Origin of the sequence: Acidaminococcus massiliensis, assembly GCF_900095825.1 — a bacterium.
Taxonomy (GTDB): Bacteria; Bacillota; Negativicutes; order Acidaminococcales; family Acidaminococcaceae; genus Acidaminococcus; species Acidaminococcus massiliensis.
Genome location: NZ_LT608315.1, coordinates 333586 through 347168, shown reverse-complemented (window position 1 = coordinate 347168; position 13583 = coordinate 333586). Strand labels below are relative to the sequence as shown.

The window sequence follows — 13583 nt, the reverse complement described above, 5'->3', positions numbered from 1 at the left end:
GGAGCCATTATGAGAGATGCCTATGTAAAGACCCTGGTGGAGATCCAGGACGATGTGCGGGTGCTCATCGGCAACCTGGAAAAGACCCTGGAAGAGACCAAGACGGCCCTGTTCACCCAGAATCTGGACAAAGCCCGGATGGTCCGGGATGGGGACGACAAATTCGACGAAGAGATCCGGTCCATCATGCGGAAGGATTTGACGGTACAGGTACTCCAGTCTCCGGTGGCTTCCGACTGGCGGAGCCTGATGGGGACCTTCCGGGTGCTCAGCGAACTGGAGCGGATCGCGGACCATTGCTCCGACATGGCTCTGTACATTGCCCGGATCCTGGAACGGAACCCGGTGGTGAAGCCGCCTGAAGGCTTCAAGGAAATGTACGAAGACATGCAGGCTCTTTTGGAAGAAAGCTTCCGGTGCTATCTGGAAGGGGACGACGAAAAGGCCCGGTACATCGGGGACAAGGATGATATCGTGGACGCGGATTTCGAACGGCTGCTGCCCAGACTCACCGACGAAATCAAGAAAGATCCGGACGACGTGGCCTCTTACGTGGACTATGTGCTGCTCCTGAAATATATGGAGCGGACCGCCGACCACGGCACCAACATCGGCAACTGGGTGCTGTATATGAAAAAGAACCTCCTGAAGGGGGACAATGGATTTACCATGGACTGAAGAAAAAGGACTGCTGCGTGGGCAGCAGTCCTTTTTTGGGTCGCGGGCCGCGAATTGCGACCCGCGACCAGGGTGCTGCTTCAGCAGCACCCTTAAAATTTGACATAAATTTGACAATCTGTTGACTGGAATATGACATGGATTCCGTATAGTTATACCTGTGCAGACAATAAGTTCATTTATTTTTCCCTGCATCTACCAGCAGGGGAATTTTTTAGGAGGCATATCCATGGAAAAAAAGTGGCTGAAACGTGCAATCTTATCGGCAGTTCTGGGAAGTTCCTTCCTGGGGATCCTGCCCTCTGTGGAAGCGGCAGAAGTCCGCATCCTGCCAGTGGACAGAGCTAAGTTCTGGGCCGGTGCCAAATTTGACTTCGATGTGGAAGTCAAAGGGGACCAGCAGTTGAAGGACGTGGACATTACGGTGAACGGCCAGCCGGCGGAAAAATTCTTTGGCCGGAAACTGGTGAAGAAAGACCTGGGCAACGGGGTCACCAGCTACCGGGCCGATCAGGTCACCTTCCCCAAGACAGGCACCTATGCCGTGAAAGTGACGGCCCAGGATGGAGCCGGCAAGGGCGTTTCGGCTGCAGGCTATACGGTAGTCAGTGAAAAGGCTCCCAAGCGGGCCAAGAACGTGATCTTGTTCGTGGGAGACGGCATGAGCCTCCAGGCCCGGGAAATCGCCCGGATCCTGTCCAAGGGCATGACCAACGGGAAATACAATGACCTGTTGGCCATGGAAAAACTGGAACACAACGCAGTGATCACTACCAGCGGCTATGATTCCCTGGTCACCGACAGCGCCAACTCCGCTTCCGCCTACGCCACCGGCCATAAATCCGTGGTGAACGCCATGGGCGTTTATGAAGATTCCACCAAGGATCCTTTCGATGATCCTCAAGTGGAAAACATCTCCGAAATCCTGAAACGGACCCGGGGTATGTCCATCGGGGTGGTGACCCAGGCAGAATCCACTGACGCTACCCCGGCTGCCATGATCGGCCATACCCGCCGCCGTGCCAACCAGGACTGGCTGGCCAGCAGTTATCTGTCCCAGTACCATCGTCCCGATGTAATCATGGGTGGCGGCTCCGCCCGGTATCTGCCTAAAGGCACCCCGGGTTCCAAACGGAAGGACAATGACAACGTGATCCAGGATTTCAAGGATCTGGGCTACACCTTTGTAGGGACTTCTACGGAAATGAAGGCGGCTCCCAGCGACAAACCGCTGCTGGGGCTGTTCCACACCGGCACCATGAATGTGTACATCGACCGGGAAATGTTGAAAGATCCTCAGGTGCTGAAAGGCTTCACTGATCAGCCCAACCTGATGGACATGACCAAGAAATCTTTAGATATCCTGTCCAAGAACCCCAACGGCTTCTTCGCCATGATCGAAGGAGGATCCATCGACAAGCAGCTCCACGTGATGGATTGGCAGCGGGCTGCTTATGATACCATTGAATTCGACAAGGCCATCCAGTATGCCGAAGAATGGAACAAGAAACGGGGGGACGATACCCTGATCATCGTACTGGCTGACCATGCCCACGGCATCTCCATCAGCGGCACCTACCATGAAAAGGATGGGAAGAAGGGCACGGAAGCCGTCCGGGTATACCAGAACTCCGTATTCCCCACCTTTAAGGATGAAGACCATGATGGGTTCCCTGACAATCCGGATCCCGATGTGACCCTGGCTGTCCAGTACGCCAACCATCCGGAATACTACGAAAACTACCACTTCATGAAGAAACCTACCCCGCCGGCCCTGTCCGTGACGGAAACCAAACAGGAACAGTCTGCCATCGGGGACAAGGTGGAATTCCATCAAGTGACGAAAGCCAGCTCCAAGGCCAACCCGGCCCGTATCCACCAGGGCGACCCGGCGGAACTGATGCCGGCCAATACCCCCAAAGACGATCCTCAGGAATGCCACAGCGCTGATGACATCCTGCTGAACGCAGGGGGACCTGGTTCCGAATACTTCAAGGGCACCATGGATAATACGGAAGTGTTCTTCGGGATGCTCCGGGCCCTGGGCATCGACGGGAATCAGACCAAATACCACCTGACCCAGGACAAGAAATAACATGGCCTGGCTGAAGCGGGGCCTCCTGGCCCTTGTGCTGACACTGTCCCTGGCACTGCCTGTAGCAGCGGAGGATCTTGCCTTCGGTGAGCTGTACAGCGGATACTCTTCCGAGGGGCTGACCTTTTCTGACAAGGTCCAGAGCCTAGCGGGAAGTACGGTGACCATGACAGGGTATATGGCACCGCCTCTCACGCCGACCATCCGGTTCTTTGTGCTGACGGAAGTGCCTATGTCGGTCTGCCCCTTCTGTTCTACAGATGCGGACTGGCCGGACAATATCGTGGTGGTGAAACTGTCCTCGCCGGTGACGGCCCTGCCCTATGATACCCCCATTACGGTGACAGGGACCCTGGAGACAGGCAGTGAAACCGATGAAGAAACAGGTTTTGTGAGCCAGCTGCGGATCGTAGCGGACTCGGTAGAAGAATAACACAACAAGGGAGGTCCCCGGACTGCAGCTGCAGCCGGCTCCTCCCTTTTTGTGCAGGAAAGGGCAGGAGGACAAAAAATGCTGGTAGTGGAAGATCTCATCTGTGAATATCCGGAAGGAGAGGGAAGGACCGTACGGGGACTGACCCTGCCGTCTTTCCGGCTGCAGGACGGGGAAGCTTGGGGGGTGGAAGGTCCTTCCGGCAGCGGCAAGACCACCCTGTTCCACTGTCTGGCCGGGCTCCTTTCTCCCACCCGGGGACGTATCGCCATCGACGGGGTGGAACTCACCGGCTTGACGGAGCCGGAACGGGCCCAGTGGCGGGGGGCGAATCTGGGCTATGTGTTCCAGGAACCCAAACTGCTGCCCTTTCTGACTGTGGCAGAAAATATCCGGCTCAGTGCCCGGCTGGCAGGGAAAGAAGCGTCTGCCCGGAGGATCCGGGATCTCTTGGCAGAAGTAGACCTGCCGGACTGCGGGGACCGGTTCCCCCGGCAGCTCAGCGGAGGAGAACGGCAGCGAGTGGCTTTTATCCGGGCCATCGTCCGTGAACCCCGCCTGCTCTTGGCAGATGAACCGACCGCCAGCCTGGATGTCCGAAACAGCCGGAGGATCCTGGACCTGCTCCTGGCTTACCAGGCACGGAGCGGCTGCATGCTGCTCTGCGCCAGCCACGATCCGGCGGTCCAGGAACGGTTTGCTCGGAAATTGGAACTGCGGAAGGAGGAAGCATGATGCTGCGACTGGCGTTCCTGTCTTTGTGGAGGCGGCCGCTCCGCTATGGTCTGCTGCTCCTGCTTACCGCTGTGGCCTGCGCTCTTCCAGTCTTTGTGATCCAGCTGGCAGGAGGGCTTTATCAGGGCCTGAACCGGGCCGCAGCTCCCTTTCCCATCCTAGCTGGGGCCAAAGGGTCTCCCTATCAGCTGGTGTTGAATACCGTGTTCCTCCGGGACCGTCCCATCGGGAATATCCCCTACGGTGAAGTAGAGACCCTGCGCCAGAGCGGCAAGGCATCCCAGGTACTGCCTCTGGCCTTCGGGGACAGCTACCGGGGATTCCGGCTCTGCGGCACGGAAAAAGAAATCTTTTCCTATGAGGTGCCGGGAGAACCCCATCCCTGGCTGGTGCCTGTCCAAGGGCGGAGCTTTGCCGGCCCGGGGGAGGCGGTGCTGGGGGCGGAGACGGCCAAGCTTACAGGCTTGAAGGTGGGGGATGTGTTCCAATCCAGCCACGGATTCATTGCCAAAGGGAAAGCCCATAATCATCCCTATCGGGTGGTGGGAATCTTGGCTCCGGTCCAGGGACCCTATGACAAAGCCATCCTGGTGCCCTTGGAAGATATCTGGGAGGCCCATGGAGGCCATGGTACGGTGGGACACGGAGATGAGAAAGGAGACGTGACCGCCGTCCTGGTCCGGCCCAAAGGATACGGGGAAGCCATGCAGCTCCTGGCCGCCTGGCAGCGGAAAAAGGGAGGGCCTTCCCAGCTCTTGTTCCCAGCCCAGAGCCTGATTGCCCTTTATGGGATGGTGGGCCAGAGCCGGCAGTTCTGGATGATGATTTCATTGGGCCTTTTGGGAGCCGCTGTCCTGGTGACCCTGCTGGCCCTGTACTGGGACGGCACTTCCCGGATGGAAGAATGGGCCCTCCTCCGGGCTCTGGGGGCCAGCCGCCGCAGGACGCAGGCCCTGCTGCTCCTGGAACAGTTCCTGCTGCTCCTTTTGGGCAGCACCCTGGGCTGGCTCCTGGGGTGGGGCGGCAGCCTGCTGGCGGCAGCGGGCATTGGGCAGCAGGCTGCGGTCCAGATGAGCCGGGCCCCGCTCTGGCAGGGTTTCTTGGCTCCCCTGCTCCTTTTGGGAGCCGGTACCCTGGGGGGAGTCGTCCCTCTCTGGCTGCTCCGGAAAAAGGACATCGCTCCGTATCTGTAGGGGGCTATGCTATAATTGAGAAGAATACCGTGGAAGAATTTTGAAGAAAGCAGGAAAAACCATGACTTTACAACAATTGCGCTATATTGTGGCCATTGCAGAGGCAGGGACTTTCAGCGGGGCGGCCAAAGCCCTGTTCATCACCCAGCCCAGCCTGACCAAGATGGTCCGGGAACTGGAACGGGAGATGGGCATCCAGATTTTTGAGAGGACCAACAAGGGGGTCCACCTGTCCAAGGAAGGAGAAATTTTCCTGGGGTATGCTCGGCAAGTGTTGGAACAGGCAGACCTCCTGGAATCCCGGTATAAGAAACAGGCGGGAGGCAAGCAGGAGTTCACCGTTTCCACCCAGCACTATTCCTTTGCGGTGAATGCCTTTGTGGATCTGATCAAGGAATACGGGGGGGAATCCTACGATTTCAGTCTCCAGGAGACCCAGACTTACACCATCATCGACGATGTGGCCCATATGCGCAGTGAAATCGGGATCCTCTACTACAACGATTTCAACAAGGCCGTCCTCCAGAAGATCTTCAAGGCCAATGACCTGGTATTCCGGGAGCTGTTCGTGGCCCGGCCCCATGTGTTCCTCAATTCTTCCCATCCCCTGGCCGGGCGGAAAAGTGTTTCTATGGAAGAGCTGGCGCCTTATCCCTATCTTTCCTATATCCAGGGGGACCACAACGCCTTCTATTTTTCCGAGGAAATCTTCAGCACGGTGGTCCGCAGCAAGAATATCCGGGTCACGGACCGGGCCACGCTGTTCAACCTGCTCATTGGCCTTGATGGGTATACGGTCTGCAGCGGGGTCATCGACCAGAAACTGAATGGGGCCAGCATCATTGCTGTCCCCCTCCGGAAAGAAGGGGAGATGCACATCGGCCTTTTGACCCACAAACAGACCCACCTGAGCCGACTGGGCAAAGCCTATGTGGATGCGCTGGAACGGTACATTGCCGGGCTGGAGGCGCAGGCACCGTCGGAAAATAGATAAAAAAGAACATTGTCTCACTCATTCTATACATGGCTATATATAAGTGTTAACTTTTTAATATTTTTTGCTATATTTTCCGTTTTACTGTATAATATGACTTGCAGCATTATAAAGAAAAGCAATAATGTCTATGAACGGAATAAAAGGAAAGCCGTGGAACGGATGAGGGAGGACGATGGATCTAAAAGAACAGCGGTATGTCTGTACGTTGGCTGAATGCGGCAACCTGACCCGGGCGGCCGACCGGCTGTATATTTCCCAGCCGGCCCTGAGCATCTACATCAGCAATTTGGAAAAGCACCTGGGCATGCCTTTGTTCTGCCGGCAGGGCAAGCGCTTCATACTGACCAAAGCGGGAGAACGGTATGTCCATTATGCCCGGGGGATCCTGGCCATTTCCAGCCGGTTCGACAGTGAGATGAGCATGCTGCTCAGCGATGAGGCCGGGCGGCTCCGGATGGGGATCTCTATGCTCCGGGGCGCCTGGTTCCTGCCCCGTGTCCTGAAAGATTTCCATGAAAGATGGCCTAAGGGGGAACTGGTCCTGCGCCAAGGGAATATGACTGTTCTCAAAGAGCTGCTCCAGAAACATGAACTGGATCTGGTGGTGGTCAACGAAGAGAATCTAGACCGGACCATGGAGGCCCGGGAGCTGTTCCAGGAGGAATTCCTGGTAGCGGTGCCCCAGGGCCACCCTTTGAACAGCCGGGCTGTGTTTTCCCAGGGGCAGCCCTATGGCGTCCTCCAGCCGGAAGCTCTCAGTGGACAGGTATTCCTGGCTACCACCCCGGACCAGAGTACCCGGGCACTCCAGGACAGGATCTTTCAGGAACAGGGAATCCGCCCCCGTCAGCTGATCGTCATCCGCAGCATCGAGCTGATTCTCCAGCTGGTGGCGGAAGGGGTGGGGATCTGTATGGTGCGGGAAGCCTATACCCGGACTTTCCGGTATTCCAAAGCGGTGAATCTTTACCAGTTGGATATCCCAGGGCACCGGCGCCGGGTGATGGCGGCCTATCATGCCCGGGAACGTGTGCCCCAATACATGGAAGGCATGGTGGAGCTCCTGCAGAAACGGGGAGCGGAAATCATGTCCGGCCGGCTGTAATTTCGTATATTTAGTTTTTAAATACTGCTCTTAATAAAAATATATTTTGGAAAAGTCCCTTTTGCTGGTATGCTATTCTTGAAAACAGAAGGCTGGCAGGAAAGGGGGCTTTTTTGTCATTTCAGGTACAGACTCTCCTGCCATGCAGGATGAGAAATGATATGAACAACTGAAAAGTCCAAAGTCGGACACAGATATTTACATAAATATATAATAATTTGTAAAATATTTCGTAATTTGTATTAATAAGTCTGGAAAAATGACAAATGTTTTTCTATAATAGAGAGTAGTAATTTAAGAAATAGTCATTATTGAAAAGAAGCGCTGATCCAGTCCATCAGCTTGTTCCAGGACAGCCAGGGATTTTTGGCAGGGAAAATAGAGAAAGGGACGACCATGAACAATCAAATGAGACGGGAAAAACTGTATGAGATCTTGGAAAATGCGGACAGGCCCATTACGGGGATCGAACTTTCCAAAGCACTGGATGTGACTCGGCAGATCATCGTAGGAGATGTAGCGATCCTGCGCAGCAGCGGCAAACCGATCCTTTCCACGGCACGGGGCTACCAGCTCCAGGGACCGGCGGAAGAGCGGGGCTGCAACCGGAGCCTCCACTGCTGCAGCAGGACCATGGACGAAGATGAACTGGAAGCCGAGCTCAATGCGGTGGTGGACAACGGCGGGATCATCCGGGGCCTGACCCTGTCTCATGAGGTTTATGGCATCATCCATATCGATATGAACATCTACAGCCGCCGGGATGTCCGGCAGTACGTGGACAAACTCCGGGCCAGCGATGCCCCTCTGATTGTTACGCTGACCCATGGAGCCCACACCCTGAAAGTGGAAACCCGGGTGGATGAAGAGATGAATGCAGTCCAGGAAGGGCTGCAGGAGCTGGGAATCCTGGCGTAGAAAAATGGGCTGTGAAGAAATGAGGAATCCATTTCTTCACAGCCCCTCTTTTTTTTATTTTTCTTCCTTCACCACTACGGTCAAACTGCAGCCCAGGTTCTTCCGGAACCACTTGGTCATGGACTGGAGCTGCTGGAGTTCCACCGCCGGAGTCCGGGCGGCGGTGAGGGTCAGGACGGCACCGCCGTTCAGGATGGCAGGTTCGATGGTCTCGATGGCTCCGGTTTGGGTGTAATCCAGACATTCTGCCAGGGCCAGGAGCAGGGCGGCGTTGCTCAGCCGTTTCAGGTCGATTTCTGGGATCAGTTTCCGGTAGGCCCGGTTCCGCAGGTAGCCCCGATTCACCCCATGGTGCCAGGCGGCCAGGATGGCGGTGTATACTACATCCAGGTGGTTCAGGCCGAAGAGTTTCCCGTTTTCGATCAGATAGCCGCTGTGCCGGGTGTGGTTGTAATAGTTGATGGTAATGCCGATGTCATGGAGCAGGGCGGCTGTTTCCAGGAGGGGTTCCCAGCGGACCGGATCCAGTTTGTGGAGGGACTGCCAGCCCCGGAACAGCTGGATGGCGTACCGGGCCACCAGCCGGCAGTGTTCTTCGTCAGGAGAATAAAGGTGGATCATGTTTTCCCGGGCTGTTTCCAGGATGTTGGGGGTGATCAGGGGCCGGTCCGTATGTTCGTGGAGGTACTGAGAGAACAGTCCTTCCCGGAGCCCGCAGCCAGAAATGATCATTTTCCGTGCCTTGCTCCGATCCGCCAGGGCTTTGATGATGGAGGAACCGGCGATGATCACGTCCGCTCGATCGTTGGAAAGGCCGGGGATCCGGCGCCGGGTGGCCAGAGTAGTGCCCGGCAGGGTCTTGTACCATTCTTTGAAGTCCTGGAGTCCGAACTGGTAGTTGTGGAGCTTGGAGGTAAAATATTTGGCCCGTTTCTGTTCGATTTTCCCTACGGAACGAGCCGTCCCGCCTACTCCCACCAGGGGCAGGCCGCAGCCGGCGATCCAGGGGGCTTTCTGCATCTGGTCGTTGATGGCCCGGCGCATCTTGTTGAGGGCTACTGGGTCCACGGCATTGTTCAGCTTGAAATTTTTGGTCAGGTTCACGCAGCCGATGGGCAGGCTGACGCTGTCCACCAATTTCCGGTCTTTCACCAGGATCACTTCCGTGGAAGCACCTCCCAAGTCGAAGATCACCGCATCTTTCACATCGATGGTGTTGATGACCCCCAGATAGCTGAGGTAGGCCTCGGTTTTCCCGGAGATGATTTCCAAGTTGATGCCGGAAGCCTGGGAGGCGGCTTTGGCCAATTTGGCCCCGTTGGGGGCGTTCCGGATGGCGGCGGTGGCCACGGCGATGGTCTCGTCCACCTGGAAGATCCGGCACATGGAAGCGAAATTCTTCAGGCAGTTGGTGGTAGCGGCAAAGGCTTCTTCCGTCAGGTAGCCTTTTTTGTCGGTCTTGAGGGCCAGACGCAGCGGGTCCTTTTGGTTATAGACCAGATTGCAGGCGTTGGAAGCATGGATTTCCATGATGACAAGACGGGCAGAGTTAGACCCCACGTCGATGATAGCAATGCGTTTCATATGATCCCCCGATCCAGGCAGTGTAATACAAAAAATCTATACCCCGTTTACACTGTTTTTTTCTTATAATAGAAGTGTTAAACTAAAAATAGTATAACACGATTGGACCGCAGGGGGTAGGACAAACCGGGTTATACCCAAGGCAAGGAGGTACTTATGACAAAGAAAAAATTGCGTTCTGCAGCGGTGATCCATCTGGGTTCAGAAAACATCACCATGCAGCTCATGGAATATACCGGTCTGGATGACATCCGGATCATTACGGAACTGCGCAGCAAGGTCCGGTTGGGAGAAGAGACTTTCCAGACCCGGAAGATCTCTTTCGGGACCATGCTGCAGATCGTGGAGATCCTCAAAGGGTATCGCCAGGTGATGCGGGAATACGGAGTGAAATCCTATATCCTCCAGGCTACCACTGCCGTCCGGGAAGCGGAAAACCAGCAGTATTTCCTGGATCAGGTGCTGGTGAAGACCGGCTTCCAGATCGAAGTGGTCAATATGTCCCGGGAAATCTACACCAAGATGGCTTCCCTGTTGCGGACAATGGAAATCCGGCCGGAACTGCCCATGCCCCGGGAAGGGGTCCTTCTGGCGGATATCTCGTCCGGGGGATTGGGACTTACTTATGTGAAGAACCGGGAAGTGAAATTCCAGCAGAATCTCCATGTAGGGCTGGTCCGGCTGAAGGAACAGTTCACCCGGAACGAACGGTCCAGCATCCATTTCGAACAAGCCCTGAAGGAATACCTCCAGGACCGGATCGGGGTGGTGGCGGAAGAACTGGAGGATGAGACCATCAGCATGCTGGTGCTCACAGGGACGGAAAGCCAGGTACTCCTGGATCTTTTCGGAAAGAAACGGACCCGGAAGGAAAACATCTCCTTTACAGCGGAGGAAGTGACTGATTTCTATGGAAAAGTCCACCGGCTGAAAGAAAGCCAGCTGGAGAAGCTGTTCGGCCTGAGCCCGGAAGAGACGGAAGTGGCCCTGCCGGCCATCACTCTCTGCCAGCTGCTCATGGAGATGTCCCGGGCCCAGAAGATCCTTATGCCAGTGGATCGGTTCGTGGATGGGATGAAGATCCTCTACATCGCCCGGCAGCTGGATCGGAAGTTCTTAGAAGAGATGTTGGACATCCAGATGAGCCTGGTCCGGAGCATCGGGACCCGTTTCCACTATGATGCGCCCCATGCGGCTTGGGTGGAAAAAATGTGCTGCACCCTCTTTGATGCCCTGGCACCTTCTCAGGGATTGGACCAAGAAGATAAGATCCTGCTGCGGGCGGCGGCCTATCTGCACAACATCGGGAAGTACGCTTCCATGCGGACTTACGACAGGTACAATTATTACCTGATCGACAGTGCAGATCTTTTGGGCTTCAGTGTGGAACAGTGCCATACCATTGCTCAGATTTCCTATCTGTACACCCTGGATCGGCCGGAACTGAATGGGAATGAACCCAAAGATTTCGGGAGCAGCATCCCTCCGCGGGTGGCCAAGCTGGCGGCCATCCTTCGGCTGGCGGATTCCTTGGATATCAGCGGGCGGCAGAAGATCCGCGGCTGCAAAGTGGTGATCCGGGGCAACGAGCTGCGGGTCCTGGCAAAGAGCCGGGAAAACCTTTCCCTGGAAGAATGGACTTTCGGCAAGCGGGGCAGTTTCTTTGAAGAAGTATTCGGCCTGCAGCCAGTACTGGAGAAAGCAGAGGAGAAATGATGAAAATCGATCTGAATAAACCTGAGTATTACGTAAACCGGGAATTGAGCTGGCTGAAGTTCAACCTGCGGGTGCTGCGGGAAGCGGGGGTGCGGAACCTGCCCCTGTTGGAACGGCTGCGGTTCGTGGCCATTTCCGCTTCCAACCTGGATGAGTTTTTCATGGTCCGGGTGGCAGGGCTCATCGAACAGGAAGCCGCCGGAGTGGAACGGGTGGATGCGGCAGGATTGAGCGTGGGAGATCAGCTCCGGGATATTTCCCTTTCTGCCCACAACCAGATGAAACTGAAATACCGGTATTTCTTTGCCCTGGTCAACGAGCTGGAAAAATACGCCATCTCCTTCTCCCGGGTGAAGGATGTCACCCCGGATCAGCGGCGGGAACTGGAAAACTACTATCAGGAAATGGTCTTCCCGGTACTGACTCCCATGGCGGTGGATGCGGCTCGACCTTTCCCCTTCCTGGCCAATAAATCTCTGAACATCGCTGTGGAACTCCGGGATAAGAAAGGGGAACAGAAAATCGCTTTCGTCCAGGTCCCCTCAGTGCTGCCCCGGTTCATTTCCCTGGTGGGAAAGGATGGAGCACGGGCCTATGTGTTCCTGGAAGACCTGATCATGGAACACTGCCAGGATCTGTTCAAAGGGCTTACCATCGTGGATATGGTTCCCTTCCGGATTACTCGGGACAGCGACCTGGAAGTGGAGGAAGATGCCACCCAGGACCTGATGAAGGAAATCGAACGGTCCCTGCGGAAACGGAAGCGGGGCGCGGCGGTCCGCCTGGAAATCAATGCCACGGACGACAAATATCTGAAGGATTTCCTGGTGGAGAACCTGGACCTGGAACCCCGGGATGTATATGAGATCCAGGGACCTTTGGATCTGACCTTCCTGAATAAGTTCATCGACCAGCCCGGCATGGAACAATGGAAGTTCACGCCTTACACCGGCCAGCAGCCGGAAGAACTGCCGGATTATGAGGTCCTGTTCGGGAAGATCCGGGAACATGACATCCTTCTCCACCACCCCTACGAAAGCTTCGACCCCATTGTGAAACTGGTGGCGGAAGCAGCGGAAGATCCCCAGGTGCTGGCCATCAAACAGACCTTGTACCGGGTCAGCGGGAATTCTCCCTTGGTGGCGGCTCTGGCCCGGGCGGCGGAAAACGGCAAGCAGGTCACAGCCCTGGTAGAACTGAAGGCCCGGTTTGACGAAGAGAACAATATCGTCTGGGCCCGGCGGTTGGAAAAAGCCGGCTGCCACGTGATCTACGGTCTCATGGGCCTGAAGACCCACTCCAAGATCATCCTTATCGTCCGGAAGGAAGCGGATGGGATCAAACGGTATGTACACTTGGGCACCGGGAATTACAACGATAAGACCGCCAAGCTCTATACGGATCTGGGGCTCCTGACCGCCAATGACCAGTACGGACAGGATGCTTCTGCCTTCTTCAACGTGCTCAGCGGCTATTCGGAACCTCCCGTGTTCAACAAACTGGTGATGGCCCCCATCGGGCTCCGGGAAAAGATCTATGAGCTGGTGGACCGGGAAATCGCCCATGTGAAGGCAGGGGGTACCGGATATATCGCTGCCAAGATGAATTCCTTGATCGACCAGCCGGTGATCCGGAAGTTCTACGAAGCCTCCCAGGCAGGGGTGAAGATCGACTTGATCGTCCGGGGGATCTGCGGCCTGCGGCCGGGGATCAAAGGGGTCAGTGAGAATATCACGGTCCGGTCCATCATCGGCCGGTTCTTGGAGCACAGCCGGGTGTATTATTTTGCCAACAACGGGAATGAAGAGCTCTACCTGTCCAGTGCAGATATGATGCCCCGGAACCTGAACGACCGGGTGGAACTGCTGTTCCCGGTGGAACGGAAGGCCCACATCGAACGGGTGAAGGAATTCTTGGATCTGTGCCTGAAGGACAATGTGGGGGCCCATGTGATGCTGGCCAACGGTACCTGGCGCCGTGCTTATCCCCACGGCCGGAAACGGATCAGTGTCCAGGCGGCCCTCATGAGCCAGGCCAAAGCCCATGCACCCAAGAAAAGCATGCCCCTGGAACAGCGGCTGAAACCCATGGTCCGCAAAGAATGACGGCACCCCCTATTTTGTGATATA

Annotated in this window: 11 protein-coding genes; 10 read left to right on the top strand and 1 reads right to left on the bottom strand. The window is 55.9% G+C overall.

What is annotated here, in order from left to right; all coding sequences use genetic code 11:
* Window positions 1-9 precede the first annotated feature (9 nt).
* The 8 genes from phoU (at window position 10) to BQ2657_RS01785 (ending at window position 8154) form a co-directional block, all read left to right on the top strand.
* Window positions 10-678: a phosphate signaling complex protein PhoU gene (phoU, locus tag BQ2657_RS01820; RefSeq protein WP_075579108.1), complete on the top strand. Its 669-nt coding sequence runs from the start codon at window positions 10-12 to the stop codon at window positions 676-678.
* Window positions 679-907: 229 nt separating this feature from the next.
* Window positions 908-2773 (top strand): alkaline phosphatase, encoded by a 1866-nt coding sequence (locus BQ2657_RS01815; RefSeq protein WP_075579107.1) that lies wholly within the window; start codon window positions 908-910, stop codon window positions 2771-2773.
* Between the two features lies 1 nt (window position 2774).
* Window positions 2775-3206: a hypothetical protein gene (locus BQ2657_RS01810; protein ID WP_083236135.1), complete on the top strand. Its 432-nt coding sequence runs from the start codon at window positions 2775-2777 to the stop codon at window positions 3204-3206.
* Window positions 3207-3284: 78 nt separating this feature from the next.
* Window positions 3285-3941, top strand: a complete 657-nt coding sequence (locus tag BQ2657_RS01805) for an ABC transporter ATP-binding protein (protein ID WP_075579106.1) — start codon at window positions 3285-3287, stop codon at window positions 3939-3941.
* Window positions 3938-5134 carry an ABC transporter permease gene (locus tag BQ2657_RS01800; RefSeq protein ID WP_075579105.1) on the top strand — a complete coding sequence of 399 codons (1197 nt, stop codon included), beginning with the start codon at window positions 3938-3940 and terminating at the stop codon, window positions 5132-5134. The genes BQ2657_RS01805 and BQ2657_RS01800 overlap by 4 nt, the downstream gene beginning before the upstream one ends.
* Before the next feature lie 61 nt (window positions 5135-5195).
* Window positions 5196-6128: a LysR family transcriptional regulator gene (locus tag BQ2657_RS01795; protein ID WP_075579104.1), complete on the top strand. Its 933-nt coding sequence runs from the start codon at window positions 5196-5198 to the stop codon at window positions 6126-6128.
* Between the two features lie 175 nt (window positions 6129-6303).
* Complete coding sequence (locus tag BQ2657_RS01790; protein ID WP_075579103.1) at window positions 6304-7236, top strand: LysR family transcriptional regulator; 933 nt, start codon at window positions 6304-6306, stop codon at window positions 7234-7236.
* A gap of 396 nt (window positions 7237-7632) precedes the next feature.
* Window positions 7633-8154: a transcription repressor NadR gene (locus BQ2657_RS01785; protein ID WP_075579102.1), complete on the top strand. Its 522-nt coding sequence runs from the start codon at window positions 7633-7635 to the stop codon at window positions 8152-8154.
* Between the two features lie 54 nt (window positions 8155-8208).
* Here the strand turns inward: BQ2657_RS01785 and BQ2657_RS01780 are convergent, their stop codons facing one another.
* Window positions 8209-9738 carry a Ppx/GppA phosphatase family protein gene (locus BQ2657_RS01780; protein WP_075579101.1) on the bottom strand — a complete coding sequence of 510 codons (1530 nt, stop codon included), beginning with the start codon at window positions 9736-9738 and terminating at the stop codon, window positions 8209-8211.
* Window positions 9739-9894: 156 nt separating this feature from the next.
* Between BQ2657_RS01780 and BQ2657_RS01775 the strand changes: the two genes are divergently transcribed.
* Together BQ2657_RS01775 and BQ2657_RS01770 are read left to right on the top strand one after the other, a co-directional pair.
* Window positions 9895-11454 carry a Ppx/GppA phosphatase family protein gene (locus tag BQ2657_RS01775; RefSeq protein ID WP_075579100.1) on the top strand — a complete coding sequence of 520 codons (1560 nt, stop codon included), beginning with the start codon at window positions 9895-9897 and terminating at the stop codon, window positions 11452-11454.
* Window positions 11454-13559 carry an RNA degradosome polyphosphate kinase gene (locus BQ2657_RS01770; RefSeq protein WP_075579099.1) on the top strand — a complete coding sequence of 702 codons (2106 nt, stop codon included), beginning with the start codon at window positions 11454-11456 and terminating at the stop codon, window positions 13557-13559. The genes BQ2657_RS01775 and BQ2657_RS01770 overlap by 1 nt, the downstream gene beginning before the upstream one ends.
* Window positions 13560-13583: the final 24 nt, after the last annotated feature.

Excerpts from the sequence above, each read along its gene's own strand:
- phoU (WP_075579108.1), top strand. The coding sequence starts at position 10 with ATGAGAGATGCCTATGTAAAGACCCTGGTGGAGATCCAGGACGATGTG.
- BQ2657_RS01815 (WP_075579107.1), top strand. The coding sequence starts at position 908 with ATGGAAAAAAAGTGGCTGAAACGTGCAATCTTATCGGCAGTTCTGGGA.
- BQ2657_RS01810 (WP_083236135.1), top strand. The coding sequence starts at position 2,775 with ATGGCCTGGCTGAAGCGGGGCCTCCTGGCCCTTGTGCTGACACTGTCC.
- BQ2657_RS01805 (WP_075579106.1), top strand. The coding sequence starts at position 3,285 with ATGCTGGTAGTGGAAGATCTCATCTGTGAATATCCGGAAGGAGAGGGA.
- BQ2657_RS01800 (WP_075579105.1), top strand. The coding sequence starts at position 3,938 with ATGATGCTGCGACTGGCGTTCCTGTCTTTGTGGAGGCGGCCGCTCCGC.
- BQ2657_RS01795 (WP_075579104.1), top strand. The coding sequence starts at position 5,196 with ATGACTTTACAACAATTGCGCTATATTGTGGCCATTGCAGAGGCAGGG.
- BQ2657_RS01790 (WP_075579103.1), top strand. The coding sequence starts at position 6,304 with ATGGATCTAAAAGAACAGCGGTATGTCTGTACGTTGGCTGAATGCGGC.
- BQ2657_RS01785 (WP_075579102.1), top strand. The coding sequence starts at position 7,633 with ATGAACAATCAAATGAGACGGGAAAAACTGTATGAGATCTTGGAAAAT.
- BQ2657_RS01780 (WP_075579101.1), bottom strand. The coding sequence starts at position 9,738 with ATGAAACGCATTGCTATCATCGACGTGGGGTCTAACTCTGCCCGTCTT.
- BQ2657_RS01775 (WP_075579100.1), top strand. The coding sequence starts at position 9,895 with ATGACAAAGAAAAAATTGCGTTCTGCAGCGGTGATCCATCTGGGTTCA.
- BQ2657_RS01770 (WP_075579099.1), top strand. The coding sequence starts at position 11,454 with ATGAAAATCGATCTGAATAAACCTGAGTATTACGTAAACCGGGAATTG.